Source organism: Paenibacillus sp. W4I10, from assembly GCF_030816325.1.
Classification (GTDB): domain Bacteria; phylum Bacillota; class Bacilli; order Paenibacillales; family Paenibacillaceae; genus Paenibacillus; species Paenibacillus amylolyticus_B.
In genome coordinates, this window is sequence record NZ_JAUSXX010000001.1 from 3,031,009 (window position 1) to 3,046,511 (window position 15,503).

Annotated in this window: 15 protein-coding genes; 5 read left to right on the top strand and 10 right to left on the bottom strand. The window is 45.2% G+C overall.

Annotated features, from left to right (window positions below; genetic code table 11):
• Window positions 1-137: 137 nt before the first annotated feature.
• Window positions 138-500 (top strand): winged helix-turn-helix transcriptional regulator, encoded by a 363-nt coding sequence (locus QF049_RS13460; RefSeq protein WP_091017583.1) that lies wholly within the window; start codon window positions 138-140, stop codon window positions 498-500.
• A 50-nt stretch (window positions 501-550) separates the two neighbouring features.
• Here the strand turns inward: QF049_RS13460 and QF049_RS13465 are convergent, their stop codons facing one another.
• From QF049_RS13465 to QF049_RS13485, 5 genes are all read right to left on the bottom strand, one after another.
• A complete protein-coding gene (locus tag QF049_RS13465; RefSeq protein WP_373428246.1) occupies window positions 551-1,966 on the bottom strand; it encodes a sensor domain-containing diguanylate cyclase in 1,416 nt (471 codons plus the stop codon).
• Window positions 1,967-2,331: 365 nt separating this feature from the next.
• A complete protein-coding gene (locus QF049_RS13470) occupies window positions 2,332-3,108 on the bottom strand; it encodes a spermidine synthase (RefSeq protein WP_307538012.1) in 777 nt (258 codons plus the stop codon).
• A 123-nt stretch (window positions 3,109-3,231) separates the two neighbouring features.
• The gene (locus tag QF049_RS13475) at window positions 3,232-4,134 is read right to left on the bottom strand and encodes a LysR family transcriptional regulator (protein WP_076209057.1); all 903 of its coding nucleotides are present in this window, start codon (window positions 4,132-4,134) and stop codon (window positions 3,232-3,234) included.
• Window positions 4,135-4,193: 59 nt separating this feature from the next.
• On the bottom strand, window positions 4,194-4,931 hold the full coding sequence (locus QF049_RS13480) for an SDR family oxidoreductase (RefSeq protein ID WP_307538014.1): 738 nt from the start codon (window positions 4,929-4,931) through the stop codon (window positions 4,194-4,196).
• A 23-nt stretch (window positions 4,932-4,954) separates the two neighbouring features.
• On the bottom strand, window positions 4,955-5,230 hold the full coding sequence (locus QF049_RS13485) for an Atu4866 domain-containing protein (protein ID WP_307538016.1): 276 nt from the start codon (window positions 5,228-5,230) through the stop codon (window positions 4,955-4,957).
• 159 nt (window positions 5,231-5,389) lie between these two features.
• Here QF049_RS13485 and QF049_RS13490 point away from each other — a divergent pair, with 159 nt between their 5' ends.
• Window positions 5,390-6,325, top strand: a complete 936-nt coding sequence (locus tag QF049_RS13490; RefSeq protein ID WP_307538018.1) for an AraC family transcriptional regulator — start codon at window positions 5,390-5,392, stop codon at window positions 6,323-6,325.
• 64 nt (window positions 6,326-6,389) lie between these two features.
• Here the strand turns inward: QF049_RS13490 and QF049_RS13495 are convergent, their stop codons facing one another.
• Window positions 6,390-6,827, bottom strand: coding sequence for a MerR family transcriptional regulator (locus QF049_RS13495; protein ID WP_091017593.1), 438 nt, complete (start codon window positions 6,825-6,827; stop codon window positions 6,390-6,392).
• 169 nt (window positions 6,828-6,996) lie between these two features.
• On the opposite strand from QF049_RS13495, the gene QF049_RS13500 reads away from it, so the two are divergent.
• From QF049_RS13500 to QF049_RS13510, 3 genes are all read left to right on the top strand, one after another.
• Window positions 6,997-7,875, top strand: a complete 879-nt coding sequence (locus QF049_RS13500) for an SDR family NAD(P)-dependent oxidoreductase (protein ID WP_307538020.1) — start codon at window positions 6,997-6,999, stop codon at window positions 7,873-7,875.
• A 218-nt stretch (window positions 7,876-8,093) separates the two neighbouring features.
• Window positions 8,094-9,257: an oxalate decarboxylase family bicupin gene (locus tag QF049_RS13505; protein WP_307538021.1), complete on the top strand. Its 1,164-nt coding sequence runs from the start codon at window positions 8,094-8,096 to the stop codon at window positions 9,255-9,257.
• 78 nt (window positions 9,258-9,335) lie between these two features.
• Window positions 9,336-10,475: a zinc-dependent alcohol dehydrogenase gene (locus tag QF049_RS13510; RefSeq protein ID WP_307538024.1), complete on the top strand. Its 1,140-nt coding sequence runs from the start codon at window positions 9,336-9,338 to the stop codon at window positions 10,473-10,475.
• Window positions 10,476-10,613: 138 nt separating this feature from the next.
• Here QF049_RS13510 and QF049_RS13515 read toward each other — a convergent pair whose 3' ends face one another.
• From QF049_RS13515 to QF049_RS13530, 4 genes are all read right to left on the bottom strand, one after another.
• Window positions 10,614-11,402, bottom strand: a complete 789-nt coding sequence (locus tag QF049_RS13515; RefSeq protein WP_307538026.1) for a class I SAM-dependent methyltransferase — start codon at window positions 11,400-11,402, stop codon at window positions 10,614-10,616.
• A 197-nt stretch (window positions 11,403-11,599) separates the two neighbouring features.
• Window positions 11,600-13,567: a PTS fructose transporter subunit IIABC gene (locus QF049_RS13520; protein ID WP_307538028.1), complete on the bottom strand. Its 1,968-nt coding sequence runs from the start codon at window positions 13,565-13,567 to the stop codon at window positions 11,600-11,602.
• Window positions 13,568-13,657: 90 nt separating this feature from the next.
• The gene (gene pfkB / locus QF049_RS13525; protein WP_307413972.1) at window positions 13,658-14,569 is read right to left on the bottom strand and encodes a 1-phosphofructokinase; all 912 of its coding nucleotides are present in this window, start codon (window positions 14,567-14,569) and stop codon (window positions 13,658-13,660) included.
• Between the two features lie 2 nt (window positions 14,570-14,571).
• Window positions 14,572-15,318: a DeoR/GlpR family DNA-binding transcription regulator gene (locus QF049_RS13530; protein ID WP_307538030.1), complete on the bottom strand. Its 747-nt coding sequence runs from the start codon at window positions 15,316-15,318 to the stop codon at window positions 14,572-14,574.
• Window positions 15,319-15,503 lie beyond the last annotated feature (185 nt).

Consider the following 15,503-nt stretch of genomic DNA (forward strand, 5'->3'; position numbering starts at 1 on the left):
CTGCCTTCGACTATAATTAGGGTTTATAATCTGCATCATAAGTGATATGCTCTTTCATGAACTATACGTACTTTATGAAATATAACCACCCAAATAGATACCATAGAAAATCACCCTAAAGTGGAGGTGTACTTATAATGAAAAAGGACGCTACCAAGCTATGTCCCGCGCCATACGGCTGTTCCGTGGAAGTTACCCTCAGTGTGATCGGAGGCAAATGGAAAGGTGCCATTTTGTATCATTTATTCTCCGGTCCTTTGAGATTTAACGAGATCCGAAAATTGTTTCCTGAAATCACCCAGCGTATGCTCACCCTGCAACTTCGAGAGTTGGAAAGCAGCGGAATTGTTCATCGTGAAATATACCCCCAGATTCCACCTAAAGTAGAGTATTCCCTCACACCATTTGGTGAAACGTTACGGCCGATTATCTTCAGCATGCGAGATTGGGGAGAAACGTATACAAATGAGGTTCTGGCCAGATCCTCGCAAGAGGTATAAAACACAAAAGAAGCTGTCCCTAGTTTTTAGGGAACAGCTTCTTTGCTTGCTTATTTAATAACCGTCTGGATCGTAACCGTACGGTTACGCCCGTCTTCCTTCGCTTGATACAATGCATTATCCGCCAAGTGAAACAGTTCTGTGGAAGTTGTGGAGTGCTTCGGATATTCAGCAATTCCAGCCGAGATGGTGACGGAACGATCTATAGGCAATATGCTTTCTTCGACCGTTATTCGGATACGTTCAGCAATCTCAAAAGCCACGTTAGACTCGGAATTTCTTAACAAGACTACAAATTCCTCTCCACCAAACCGGGCGCAGACATCTTCTGGTCGAACAGACAATTGAATGATATTGGCAATGTGTTTCAATACTTCATCCCCAGCATGATGCCCGAATGTATCATTAATGGACTTGAAGCGGTCAATATCCAGAACAATAATGGAGAATGGCACCTCATCCTGAATCCATTCCTGGATGACTTCTTCGAAAGTTCTGCGATTGTTCATGCCTGTTAAAACATCGGTTCTGGCATCATAGACAAGCTGGTTTGTCTGTTTCCTAAAGTTCGCCAATGCGCCAACAACTGCTCTCGTTAGAAGGTCTGCCTCTCTATTCCAATGAGGCTTCATCACAGGTAGATCCACTTGTCCCTTATCGACCTGATTCACCAAATCAGCGAGCATAGCAAAAGGACTGGCCAGCTTGCGTGCAACCCGAACCACAATAAGGGTCAGGATCAGGAAAGGCACTGAAGTGTACAGTAACAACATACGGATATGATGATTCAACTGATCGTACACCGTTTGGGTTGGAGACACGATTACGACGCCCCAGTCTGTTGATGGAACTTTGTAATAACCTGCAAGCGAATCCACACCTGCCAGGTTTTTGTATTGTTCTTTACCGTTCTTGTTTGCCAACAGCTTTTGCACCACTTCATTTTTACTGACATTTTCACCAATTCGGTTGGTGTTTGGATGAAATAACAAAGTGCCCTTCTTATCCACAATAAAAAAGTAGGAACCATTACTTGTCTTGAGCTGACTACCAAAAGACAGACTCAATATATTATTTTCCTGCAAAAAGATATTTCCACCGATTGTTCCTTGATACTCCCCTGCCGAATCAAAGATTGGTTCACTGACAAATACAATTCTGCGTTTGGTTCTGGGTGTCTGGTACGCTTCGGAAATATACGAAGCCCTCAATTTAACCGCTTCTTTTGCTGCATTGGAACTAACATGGTGACCTACGCTAGCCTGTGAGTAAGGTGAGGTAGACCTGACTACCCCCGCTTTATTTACCAAAGAAACGGAATTAAAAAAATTACTACTATTGCGAACCAAATCCAATGTGGAATTCAACTCTTTTGTATTGGCGTGATCCATATCCGGGAAATATTGGGCTGCATATTTCAAGCTCTCCTGCATGGAATAAAAAAGCGAATCCAGCGTTTGGCTCATTTGCACAGCGCTTGCATAGTTTAGCGAAAGGGTGTTATCAATGAGTGACTGTTTCTGAGATGTATAAGATGAGATGACCATGAGGGTCAATGTCATTATAACTGATATAGTGACCAACCCGCCGAGTAAAGCCGTGAGGCTGATCTTCTTGATGTTTTTTATTTTTTTTCGTAACCTAGATCTCTTGATCTGTGCAATCATCGTTTACTTCCCCCGGATTTTCATGAAAAGGCATATTCCTTCTATCTTATACAAAAGTTGTTAAGATCAAATAAAGAGTTTGAGAAATCTTAACAATTACATCGTAAGATTGACGATTTAATGACATTTTACTTTCCCTGGAAGAATCACTGTTCAGGATCGCCTTAATCGACAATGATATATCCTTCTTCTGGTTCTTGTTCAACAAACCCTGCCATGTGACGAACCTGAAATTCGATTGGGTGATGACTGCCCATTAAAATTCGATTCTGGACTTCATCCGCTGTTTCTGTAGGTAATGCAAATGCACGTGTATAGGCAAACTGTGCCTGAAGTGTCGTATAGATCGCATTGACAAGCCGATCGTTGCCCGCACGCCCAAACACATTAAGGATCACAGCTCCGTCCGAGTCCAGCTTGTCCTTGACCATGGCAAAAAAATCACTGGATATAAACTGCTCGGGTGTACCCGTTGCCGTAAAGGCATCAATAATAATATAATCATATGTCGCAGCGGGTTCTTGGCCTAATAATTCACGACCATCCCCGATGAGCACAGGACTTCCCTCATATCCAAAAAAGGTTTGGCTCAACTCCACGACCTCTGCGTCAAGCTCAGCTACTTTTACCTGACGATCAGACAAGTAGGTTGGCAATGTGCCAATACCATGTCCCACCACAAATACGGTATCAAACTCAGGATCATTCCGTTCCATTAGATGCACCATCGCTCTCAGATACTCCAACACCATCCGGTTAGGCTCATCTAAATCCATGGCTCCCTGCACAGCTGCGTTGGAGAATTCTAATACACGAAACTGGCCCTTCTCTCCATAAAGCTTTTTGGTATCATATACCGTCAGCTCATGCTGTTCACTTTTATTCCGATACAGAACTCTCACTAACCGTTCTCCCTTCAATCTCTTAAGCCTTTTCGACATATACCTTCATTCTATTACACGGGATGACAACATTCCACCCTATATACTTGAAAGGTCATAGTACAACAAAAAAACCGTTCCGACTCATACGGAAACGGCCTTTTGATGAACCATTTAACACTCCTAAGACCCTATGGCCTCATGCAGAGCCTGGACATATGCTACACCCAGATTAGATAGAGAAGTACTCTTGTGGCTTATCCACCCTACATTAATGGATTCCTCACATTCCAGCGGTACAGGAATTATCTCGTTTCCGTTCAGATCAGCGCTAAGTACACCCGTAGAGATCGTATAACCATTCAGACCAATCAACAGGTTAAACAATGTTGCGCGGTCATTGACCTGTATGCTTTTGGGGTGAGATAACGTACTCAGGATTTCTTCGGAAAAATGAAAGGAATTGTACTCTCCCTGATCAAATGACAAGTACGGATAATCCTGCAGTTGCTCGATTGCAACCGACTCCTGCTTCGCCAGCGGGTTCTTCACACTGATAAAGATATGGGGCTTGGCTGTGAACAAACTCGTGAAAACCAATCCCGCATCTTTTAACAATTTGTTAATGACCTTGGCATTGAACTCATTCAAATACAGGATGCCAATTTCACTACGCAGGCTTTTCACGTCCTGAATAATCTCGTAGGTCTTTGTCTCCCGAAGCGCCAACTCGTATTCATCCTGACCATACTGCTGTACCAGACGAACAAAGGCATTCACGGCAAACGCATAATGCTGCGTCGATACAGAGAAGTGCTGCGGGGATGGCTTAGCGTTCAGATAACGATTCTCCAGCAATTCAGCTTGTTCTACCACCTGACGGGCATAACTCAGAAACTCAACGCCTTCTTTAGACAGAGATATCCCCTTATTGGTACGTTCAAAAATGGTAATTCGCAACTCCTGCTCCAGATCCCGAATGGCATTCGAAAGGCTGGGTTGCGAGATAAACAACCTTTTGGCTGCTTCATTCATGGAACCGCGCGTGGCAACTTCGATCACATATTTTAGTTGTTGTAATGTCACTGCACTATTCCTCTTTTCGTATCAATTGAACCTATTATATACCAAAAGAGGATCCGACCTTAAGCCATGCTTGCTGTCGGTCTGACTACAATCTCATTTACGTCCACCTCTGCAGGCTGGCTAATGGCAAACAAGATACTTTGCGCAATCGCCGAGGCGGGAATGGATATGCGCCGATACTCTTTCATGAAATCACGTGCTTCTTCATCAGAGATCGTATCCGCGAGTTCCGATTCCGTCACGCCCGGTGATACAAGGGTTACACGGATATCTCCGCCTACCTCCTGTCGCAACCCCTCCGAGATGGCGCGGACCGCGTATTTGGTTGCACAATATACCGCTGCCGTTGGTGACACGGCATAGGCTCCAATAGAGGCGATATTAATAAACTGGCCGAAACCCTGCTTTTTCATGACGGGTAGTCCAGCCGCAATGCCATGCAGAACACCACGAATGTTAACATCTATCATGTGATTCCACTCATCTACTTTTAACGATTCAAGGGGAGATAGCGGCATGACTCCAGCGTTATTTAAAATAACATCGATACGTCCATAGCGAGTTTGAGCGAGGTCAACGATCGTTTGCATCTCTTCCAATCTGGTAACATCCAGCGAATGATACTCCACCGATCCGCCTTCCAAACGAATGGAGGAGGCCAATGCCTCCAAACGTTCCATACGTCTAGCTCCAATAACTACATGTGCTCCATGCTGTGCAAGCAATCGAGCTGTTGACTCACCAATTCCACTACTCGCACCGGTAATCACAACAACTTTCCCCTTTACATTGGACATATTAAATCGCTCCTTATTCGTTGTTATTGTACATTTTCTCTATACAAAACCATGCCTGCATGATACAAAACGCCGTCTCTGAAGTCTCCATCCGCTGTAAATCCCGTATCATCCACGTACTCTATATGTTTCCCATGAACAATATAGCGACCCTGATATGCACTTTGCCGATCTCCTCTCGCTTCATCATATCTACCGCAAGGAAGAAGTTCGTGTCTGATATATCCATCCTTCGTGACCCACATCCCCACATACGGGTGTTTTGGTTCTTGTTGGTCGCCCATTAAATTACGCTCCATTGTTTCTCGCTCCTCTCTGCTTCAAAAGATTCTGTTGCTTATCTCCATTATGTAGAGGATCAGTCGTTGTACGATAGAAAAATCCCGCAATATTCTTGCCTATTCCTCCAGCGCGTTTTAAAATAATAGTAATAGCGGTTTACAAGGGGGCTGCAATTCATGCTTATCAAAACAAATGAAACGGATACGGGCATCACGGAGCAGCAGCAACAATTGGCTCAACTTATTGAGCATTTCACCCCAAGTGACGGGATACATCCTACAGCAATTCCGTCGCTTGTCTTAATCCGTGCCTCCGAAATCTCACAACCCATATATTCCGTTTATCAGCCTTCCCTCTGCATTGTCGCCCAAGGTTCCAAATTAGTTATACTCGGCCGCGAGAGCTACATCTACGACCTGTCACAATATTTGGTAGCTTCCGTAAACTTGCCTATTTCAGGGCAGGTTGTACAGGCTACAACCGAACATCCCTATCTATGTATTCGACTGGATTTTAATTCAAGACAGATTTTCGATCTGATTCAGGATACGCCTTCTGTACAACCCATACCTGACCATTCAACACGAAGAGGATTGTTTGTTAGTTCAACCAAACCTGACCTTCTTGAAGCCGTGATCCGATTAGTTCGACTACTGGATACACCTGAAGACATTCCCGTCCTTGCCCCTATGTTTATCCGCGAAATTCTATATCGTATTATTCAGGATGAACATGGACATTCCATCAAGCAGTTTGCTATTCAGGACAGTCATGCACAGCACATCGCCGAGGTGATCGAAGTCATCCAATCTGATTATGCTAAGCCACTTCGGATTGAACAACTTGCTGCCATGATCAACATGAGTTCTTCCTCATTACATCATCATTTCAAAGCCATTACCGCCATGAGCCCTTTGCAATTCCAGAAACAAATTCGATTGCATGAAGCCCGGCGAATGTTGCTTGCAGGTTCAACCGATGCCGCCGACGCTGCGTTCCAGGTTGGCTATGAAAGTCCGTCTCAATTCAGCCGGGAGTATGCCCGCATGTATGGTCTCCCTCCCAAAAGCGATATCAAACGACTTCGTCATACACTCGATATTAAATGCTAGAAACAGCAAAAAGACCCGCGTCATCATGACGTGGGTTTTCGGATTCAAATAGGCAGCTGCGCCATCAAGAGAATATGTTCTGTTTTTCAAAAACAGACATCTGGTTCTCCCCGGTAATAGGACATTCATCAGGATACATACTTCGTTTCTCCAACTTCTCATCGATAAAATCAACGACTTGTTGTAGCGAAGCAATCTGTGCTTCAACTTTCTTCCGGTGATTTACCAGCATCTCCCGTTCATCCGGGAAATCTGCGAGATCGGAATCCATGGACATTTGTAAATAAGGCTTCATTTCCTCCAGAGACATTCCTGTTTTTTTCAGGCAAGTGATCAACTTCATCGTATGGATATCCTCAGAGCGATATACCCGATGGCGATTGGCCTTGCGTTCAGCTCGAGGAAGCAGCCCAATCTTCTCATAATAACGAATTGTATCTTCTGATAATCCGGCCTGTTCTGACGTTTCTTTAATGGAGAATACTTCTTTCTCTCTCATCATATGGGCCTCCTCCACATTCATTTCTCTCCATATTACAACTTGGAGCTGACTCCAAGTCAAGCATGATCCATTCAATCCCAATACCTCTTGACTTGGAGTCGACTCCAAGTTATAGAATGAGCGCAGCATACAGATTCGTTCTGTAATCCCATTCTATCTGGAGGTATATATGAATATACAAAATCAACTTCGCACAGCTCTTATCACAGGTTCAACGTCAGGAATTGGTCTTGAACTGACACGCAAGTTACTGGCTGAAGGATGGCAGGTAATCGGTCTCAACCGTTCTGCTTTCCCATTTGAGGATACCGATATTCAGAACGCCTTACGTTCAGGCCAGCTCCGTTGGGTTCAGGCTAATCTGACCAACTACGACAGTCTGAGGACTGCACTGGATCAGATTAAATCCGATACCGATTCAATTGATGTCTTGTTTAATAATGCAGGGGGCAGCGCTTCGGAGCTTCGTTTCTCTGATCAGGGGCATGAACTGCACTTTGAACTTCAAACTGTAGTCCCTTACATCATCTACATGGAATTAGTGGAGCTATTGCTCAAAGGACAGATGAAAACAGTCGTCAATACTTCCACCACCGCGTTCAGTATGGTCAAACAATTTGATCTAAACATCCTGGAACGTCCAGCTGAATTCAAAAAGCTGTTTGGTCCCTATGCTGTCTCGAAGCTCGGTCTATCTCTATGGACACGCGAGGTTGCCAATTCTGCCAAAGCGGATGGCATACAACTGCTTAGCGTAGATCCCGGTGGAAATAATACGCTAAGGGGCAACAAAACATCCGGCCTGCCCTTCTATATCAAACCTATTATGAAATGGTTCTTTCCTCATCCAAGCCATGGCGCTTCGCTGCTCTACAATGCGGCTTTATCACCCACCAGACATGAATCCGGTACATTTCTGGTGAAAAATAAAGCGACAGCACTTCGTTTCACAGAGCAAGGTCCTGCCGTTCTCCATCGGGTAAATGAGATCTATGAGCAACGTTTTCTTATAAATCAGTCTGGAAATCCCGCATCCACCCCAGTCTAATCATGAGGATTGCAAGCAAGCAATAAGTGCCTTCATTTGATTCAATAATTGGATACATGAATTGTTCGACCTATCCTATACGTATAAAGACGTGCCCACATTCGGTCACGTCTTTTTTGTCGTTTGTCCCTCATATTATCCAGGCCCTGATTCATAGGTGTAAACATAACGATGCAATGTCGCGTGTGACATGTTATTGAATCTGGAGGGATCACTCAATGACCAAAGGACAGCAACCTAACGAAAAACCATTTATTATCCCGCAACCCATTCGCAGTGATGGCGCTGGAGGACCTGATCTGGGACCCAGAGACGTCATGAGAGATATACAGAACCCCGATATGCTGGTACCTCCGGTAACCGATAACGGGTTATTGCCCAATCTAAAAATGTCTTTTTCCGATACGCATATGCAATTGAACCATGGGGGTTGGTCACGTGAAATCACCGTACGGGATCTCCCTATTGCCACTACATTGGCTGGTGTGAACATGAGTCTGACGCCCGGAGGTGTAAGGGAACTGCACTGGCATCAACAATCCGAATGGGCCTATATGATCTGGGGAACCGCAAGAATCACCTCGGTAGATCAGAACGGACGTAATTTTATTGCGGATGTCGGACCGGGAGATCTCTGGTTTTTTCCAAAAGGTCTGCCTCATTCCATTCAGGGGCTGGAGGATGGTTGTGAATTTCTGCTTGTGTTTGATGATGGCTCTTTCTCCGATCTGAATACGTTATCCATATCCGATTGGTTTGCCCATACACCACCAGAGGTACTGTCTGTCAATTTCGGTGTGCCCGAATCCGCATTTCAGTCGATGCCGAAGGAACAGGTCTACATTTTCCAAGATACCGTTCCGGGTTCCATCGAAAGCCAGGAAGTTCAGTCGCCATACGGCACCGTTCCTCTCACATTCAAACACCGATTGTTGGCTCAGGAACCGCTAATTACACCCGGCGGAAGCGTTCGGATTGTAGACTCCACCAACTTCCCCATCTCAACTACTGTTGCAGCCGCACTTGTTGAGATCAGACCTGGTGCTATGCGTGAACTGCATTGGCATCCCAATGCAGATGAATGGCAATACTATCTGACAGGACAAGGAAGAATGACCGTCTTCGGAGGCAATGGCATTGCTCGAACATTTGATTATCGGGCTGGAGATGTGGGATATGTACCCGTGGCATTGGGACACTATATACAGAATACCGGTACAGACACATTATGGTTCTTGGAGATATTCCGGAGTGATCGCTTTGAGGATGTGTCATTGAATCAGTGGATGGCTTTAACGCCTCGGGATCTGGTCCGTGACAATCTGAATGCACCCCCTGAGTTGCTCGATGCGCTGCGAAAAATAAAATGGCCTGTCGTTTAATTTAGTATGCACCTCTATCATTTGTGCCGAAACTGGGTAATTGTCAGAGAATCCCACTATACAAGGAGGAATATGAAGATGAGAGCCGTTACGTTTCAGGGAATCAAGGATATCCAAGTCAAAGAGGTTGAGGATCCCAAACTGCAAGACAAGGACGACATTATCGTTCGTATTACTTCCACAGCCATATGTGGATCCGATTTGCACATTTATCAGGGAGCCTTGCCTGCTGCCAAAGATTACGTTATCGGTCATGAACCGATGGGCATTGTAGAAGAAGTTGGTCCGGAAGTGACACGTGTGAAGAAGGGGGATCGTGTGGTCCTGCCTTTTAACATCGCTTGTGGTGAATGCTTCTATTGCAATCATGACATGGAGAGCCAATGCGATAATTCCAATGGCAATCCGGATATTCATACAGGTGGTTATTTTGGGTTCACCGAGCGTTACGGAAACCACCCTGGAGGTCAGGCGGAATTATTGCGTGTTCCCTACGGGAACTTCACTCCGTTTGTGATTCCGGAATCCTGTGAACTGGAAGATGAAGCCTTATTGTTCCTGTCCGATGTTCTTCCAACCGCTTACTGGAGCGTCGAGAATGCCGGGGTTAAACCGGGAGATACGGTCACCGTACTCGGTAGCGGACCCATTGGGTTGATGACGCAGAAGTTCGCCTGGATGAAAGGTGCCCAACGCGTTATTGCCGTGGATCGCCTGCCCTATCGACTGGAGAAAGCCAAACGTTTGAACGATGCAGAAATCTTTAATTTCGAAGATTACGATGATATGGGTGAGCACATTCGCGAGATTACACAAGGCGGAACCGACGTTGTTATCGACTGTGTAGGTATGGATGGAAAAAAAACCACGCTGGAGGAGATCGGACAGAAGCTCAAACTTCATGGCGGTTCACTGAGTGCGATCGAAATCGGCATGAAAGCGATCCGCAAATTCGGTACACTCCAACTTACGGGTGTATATGGCTCTTCCTACAACATGTTTCCGTTGGGCAATTTGTTTGAACGCAATATCAATCTTAAAATGGGACAAGCTCCTGTTATACATTACATGCCTGAATTGTTCCGCAAAATCACTGCTGATGAATTTGATCCAACCGAGATCATCTCCCATCGAATTTCACTAGAGAATGCAAGCGATGCGTACCGCATTTTCAACGATCATGAAGACGAATGTACCAAAGTTATACTAAAACCCTGAACCGTCGTTTTGATTATAAATATGCAAAATAAAACAAGCAGAACTACCTGTTCAAGGTACTCTGCTTGTTTTATTTTATCGACATTCATCCTTTAGCTCTTTCATAAACTGCACAGCTAAATCTTTTGTTTTACCTAATCAGACATGAGTCGGTTTAATCGCTTGGATATACACACTTTCCCCTTGGAAGCTGTCGAGCTTCCCGTTCGTTGTCACTTCAAAATTAAAAAATTTTCTGATAATGGACGGTGCACTCAACATGCTCGCTTCAAGTTCCTCTCTTTCCTGTTCCGGCAGTGCTGCACGGTTACACCATTCTTCAAACTTAAAGCGCTTCTGGAAGGAAACCATCGTTTCCATTCGGAAGCCGGCATACTCCAACATATGAATCCATTCCGTCTTGCGCCATGCTCGAACATGGCTTGCATCCCGGCACTTCTCCACTTCATTGTAAAACTGGTCATTCTCATCACGTTCAGGTGCCACGTTGTCAATAAATAACAACCTTCCACCAGGCTTCATGACTCGTAATGCCTCATGAACAAACGAAGAAACGTCCGGAAAATGGTGAGCAGCGATTCGGCAGGTCACAAGGTCAAAGACATCATCATCGAATGGCAGCTTCTCTGCATCTCCGGCTACAAAATCTACATTACCGTGTCCATTCCCCTGGATAAATCGTTCAGCTGCCTGAAGCATTTCCTCCGTTAGATCGAGGGCTGTCACCCGCTGAACAAGTGGAGCCAAAGCATTAGCAACATGCCCTCCCCCTGTGGCGATATCCAGCACGTTCATATCCGGAGTGGCTTGAGATGAAGCCACGAGTAACGCGAGATCCTCACCTTTGGCATGCCCCGCACTCGTCACGTATTTTCCTGCATTTTTCGCAAACTGCTTCTGCACCTGACTTTTGATTACATCAGACATTCCAATTCCTCCTGCATAAGTTTCATTAGACGAAACATAGTTTCAAAATAATTATATTTAGTTTACCACACATGAATGTAAAATCTAAATAAGCATTTTACACAAATCCGGAGGCAACTTTCCACTACCCGAAGAAAAAGCTGAAATAAAAAACATCCCCCAAGTGAATTTCACTCAGGAGATGTTACTTATATTTGTTACTTCACAAGCGTTGGTGACTTCTTCCAAAAGCCCAGAATCAGACCGGAGATCACAGAACCAATCGCAACAGCGAGCAGGAACAATAGTGCGTGGTTCGCCAGTGCTGCAACAAAGATCCCGCCGTGCGGAGCTGGTACATTAATGCTCCACAGTTGTGTCAATCCGCCAGCAACAGCGGAACCCAGAATACAAGAAGTCAATACACGCAATGGATCAGCCGCAGCAAATGGAATTGCACCTTCTGTAATGAAAGAGAATCCAAGTACATAGTTAGTCAGGCCTGATTTTCGTTCTTGCTCTGTAAATTTGGATTTGAAGAACGTTGTTGCAAGTGCAATCGCCAGAGGAGGCACCATACCGCCTGCCATAACCGCTGCCATCCATGCACCGTCTGTGTTACCACTGGATGTGAATACACCAATGGCGAACGTGTAAGCCGCTTTGTTGAACGGTCCACCCATATCGATGGACATCATACCGCCAAGCAGCAAGCCCAGCAATACCGCATTACCTGTACCCAGATTACCCAGTGCATCTACAAGCCATGTGTTCAGGGAACCAAAGATTGGATCAAAGACATAGAAACTGATTGCACCCACGATCAGCAAGCCAAATACCGGATACAGCAAGATTGGTTTCAAGCCATCAATCGCTTTTGGCAATCCTTTGAACAACTTACGGAGACCAATAACTACATAACCCGCCAGGAAACCGGCAGCCAAACCACCAAGGAAACCGGCGTTTGAGTTAACCGCCATCAATCCACCGACCATACCAGGCATCAGGGCCGGGCGATCACCAATACTCATCGCGATAAATCCGGCAAGTACCGGAATCAGGAAGTGGAACGCACCTGTTCCGCCACCGATCGTTTGAAGCAGTTGCACAATCGGATTCTCAGGGCTAGCAAGCTGTTCGAACAAGAAGGAGATTGCTAGCAGAATACCGCCACCTACAACGAATGGCAGCATATGCGAGATACCATTCATCAGATCTTTATAGATTTTGCTACCTACACTGATTTTGCCAGCGCTTGCGCCCTCTTCCTTGGCATTTCCGCCTTGGCTGCGATAGATCGGTGCATCACCGTTAACGGCCTTGCGAATCAGCTCTTCGGATTTACGGATTCCATCACTCACCGGTCTTTGCAATACCGGTTTGCCATCGAAACGTGCCATCTCCACATTTTTGTCTGCGGCAACGATAACCCCTTTAGCACGAGCGATCTCATCAGCCGTCAAAACATTCTGTGCTCCTTCGGAACCGTTGGTCTCTACGCGAATATTAATGCCCATTTCCTGAGCTTTCTTTTTAAGTGCATCTTCAGCCATAAATGTATGCGCTATACCGGTTGGACAGGCTGTAACCGCAACAACAAAATCTTCCGAATTGGCATTACCTACAATCATACCAGAGGTGTTTTGTTGCTGATTGCTAGTGGAGCCTGATGCGGCATTCGCTGCTTTTTCAGCTTTTGCTTTTTCTTTGGCTGCTTCCTTCTCCGCTGCTTCTGCCTGTTTGGCATCAAACAATGCACTAACTTCGGCAGGTGTATCTGTACTCATCAATTGTGAGATGAAATCGCTATCAATCAACAACCTGGAAAGAGCTGCAAGCGTACGCAGATGGGTATTACCTGCGCCTTCTGGAGCCGCAATCATGAAGAACACATGAGCTGGCTGATCGTCCAACGCTTCAAAATCAAGCCCTTTTCTACTCTTGGCAAATACAACTGTTGGTTCGTTCACCGCTGTTGTTTTGGCATGTGGCATCGCAATTCCGCCACCGATCCCCGTGCTGGATTCAGCTTCTCTTTTATAGATCATTTCCTTGAACAGGACCGGATCATTAATTCGTCCGCTTCGGTTCAGGCTTGCAATTAGTTCATCAATAGCCTCATCTTTGGTTGTGGCTTGCAGGTCCATGATCATCGTTTCCTGGATCATCAAGTCTGTTATTCTCATCTTGGTACACTCCCTTAAGTTCAGTCGGCCTGCCTAAACAGGCCTCACTACATTACAATTACAGTAAAAACCTTTTATATGGCCGTTAGACTAAATCGTCGTAATGGTTACTTGATTACGTAATTCATCAATCAATTCTCGTGATGCCAGATCATCCGAGAACGCAGTCGCGCTTCCAGATGCAACCCCTGTGCGGAAAGCTTCCAGCAAATCTCCGCTCTGTACATAGGTACCTACGAATCCGCCAATCATGGAGTCACCGGCACCAACCGAGTTTTTCACAGTGCCTTTTGGCACATTCGCATGATGAACTTCCGCTTTGGTAATGAATAGTGCACCCTCACCTGCCATGGAAATCAACACATGTTTGGCACCGGCTTCCAGCAACTTACGCCCGTATAACACCAGTTCCTCGCGAGTATCAATCGTTACACCGAACAGTTCAGCCAGTTCATGATGATTTGGCTTCACCAGCAATGGTGCATGTTCAAGAGCTTCCATTAACGCAGGGCCAGTTGTATCAATTACAAATTCAGCACCCGTTTGCTTGCATACTTTAATGAGACGATCATAAAAATCTGTTCCAAGTGAAGGCGGTACACTTCCGGAGAGAATGACAATATCTCCTTTTTCCAACGAAGACAATTTGTGAAGCAACTGCTCGGCCTCTTCGGCACTTATTGCAGGTCCAAGACCATTAATCTCTGTCTCTTCTCCATGCTTCAGCTTGATGTTAATGCGAGTATCGTCTGCAATCGTAACAAAGTCTGTCCGAATGTTATCTTCTTGCAACTTGTCATTAATGAAACGTCCAGTAAATCCACCAAGGAAACCAATGGCCGTGTTATCTGCTCCAAGTTGATTCAGTATGCGAGAGACATTAATGCCTTTGCCGCCAGGGAGCTTCAAATCCCGATTCATTCGATTCAATCCGCCAAGCTTCAGCTCATCCACTTCCACGATGTAATCAATGGACGGGTTAAGTGTTATCGTATATATCATCGTTATCCCTCAATTATTTTAGTTTTCTGGGCGATTCCAGGCCGCCAGTGTTCTGGCATCTGCTCTGTAATCAAATCGGCCTCCTCCAAATCAAACAATTTGGCAAAAGTAATTTCCCCTATTTTGCTGGAATCAGCCAGCACATAAGATTTTCCCGACAATTGATGTGCACGCCTTTTAATCAAGGCTTCCTCCGGATCCGGTGTTGTATACCCCATTTCGGGGTCAACTCCGTTGCTTCCAAGAAAACATTTATCAAAACGGAAATTATCCATGTTCTGTAATGCGATACTGCCAATGACTGCTTTTGTATGAATTTTCATCATACCTCCGAGCAAATAACTGCGAATACGTTTGCTTACCAAAGCTTCAACATGTGAAAGTCCGTTGGTAACAACCGTTACGTCTTTAGCTTCAATAAAAGGAATCATGGCTAACGTTGTCGTTCCTGCATCCAGATAAATGCATTCGCCATTTTCGATCTCCTGTGCAGCCAAACGGGCAATCGTCGTTTTTTGTTGAATGTTTTTGAACGTTTTTTCTTCCATGCCCGGTTCCAGCGTTTTTTCATTCACCAGTGCGGCACCGCCGTGGATGCGTTTGAGCATCTGACGACTCTCCAGATCGATCAAGTCACGCCTAATCGTTGATTCAGAAGCACTCAACACATCAACAAGCTCTTGCAATTTCACAATTCCCTGTAAATGTAAGCGCTCTATAATTGCAGCATATCGTTCTTCAGTCAGCATCTTCATTCCTCCAACTGCTTCTATAGTATCATAATCCACTCAAAAAACAACCACTTTCATTCAAAATAATTTAAAAACATTCAAAAACACGCATCTTTCGACTTATTTCCTTGTCCAATTTTCCCTTTCTCTGACGCCTGAACGCACATCTGATCTAGTCCCGATTTTATCGAAGGTGGTGACCT

What these genes read in the sequence shown, in the direction of transcription:
- QF049_RS13460 (WP_091017583.1), top strand. Translation starts at nt 138, where the DNA reads ATGAAAAAGGACGCTACCAAGCTATGTCCCGCGCCATACGGCTGTTCC.
- QF049_RS13465 (WP_373428246.1), bottom strand. Translation starts at nt 1,966, where the DNA reads ATGAGCCAAACGCTGGATTCGCTTTTTTATTCCATGCAGGAGAGCTTG.
- QF049_RS13470 (WP_307538012.1), bottom strand. Translation starts at nt 3,108, where the DNA reads ATGTCGAAAAGGCTTAAGAGATTGAAGGGAGAACGGTTAGTGAGAGTT.
- QF049_RS13480 (WP_307538014.1), bottom strand. Translation starts at nt 4,931, where the DNA reads ATGTCCAATGTAAAGGGGAAAGTTGTTGTGATTACCGGTGCGAGTAGT.
- QF049_RS13485 (WP_307538016.1), bottom strand. Translation starts at nt 5,230, where the DNA reads ATGGAGCGTAATTTAATGGGCGACCAACAAGAACCAAAACACCCGTAT.
- QF049_RS13490 (WP_307538018.1), top strand. Translation starts at nt 5,390, where the DNA reads ATGCTTATCAAAACAAATGAAACGGATACGGGCATCACGGAGCAGCAG.
- QF049_RS13495 (WP_091017593.1), bottom strand. Translation starts at nt 6,827, where the DNA reads ATGATGAGAGAGAAAGAAGTATTCTCCATTAAAGAAACGTCAGAACAG.
- QF049_RS13500 (WP_307538020.1), top strand. Translation starts at nt 6,997, where the DNA reads ATGAATATACAAAATCAACTTCGCACAGCTCTTATCACAGGTTCAACG.
- QF049_RS13505 (WP_307538021.1), top strand. Translation starts at nt 8,094, where the DNA reads ATGACCAAAGGACAGCAACCTAACGAAAAACCATTTATTATCCCGCAA.
- QF049_RS13510 (WP_307538024.1), top strand. Translation starts at nt 9,336, where the DNA reads ATGAGAGCCGTTACGTTTCAGGGAATCAAGGATATCCAAGTCAAAGAG.
- QF049_RS13515 (WP_307538026.1), bottom strand. Translation starts at nt 11,402, where the DNA reads ATGTCTGATGTAATCAAAAGTCAGGTGCAGAAGCAGTTTGCGAAAAAT.
- QF049_RS13520 (WP_307538028.1), bottom strand. Translation starts at nt 13,567, where the DNA reads ATGAGAATAACAGACTTGATGATCCAGGAAACGATGATCATGGACCTG.
- pfkB (WP_307413972.1), bottom strand. Translation starts at nt 14,569, where the DNA reads ATGATATATACGATAACACTTAACCCGTCCATTGATTACATCGTGGAA.
- QF049_RS13530 (WP_307538030.1), bottom strand. Translation starts at nt 15,318, where the DNA reads ATGCTGACTGAAGAACGATATGCTGCAATTATAGAGCGCTTACATTTA.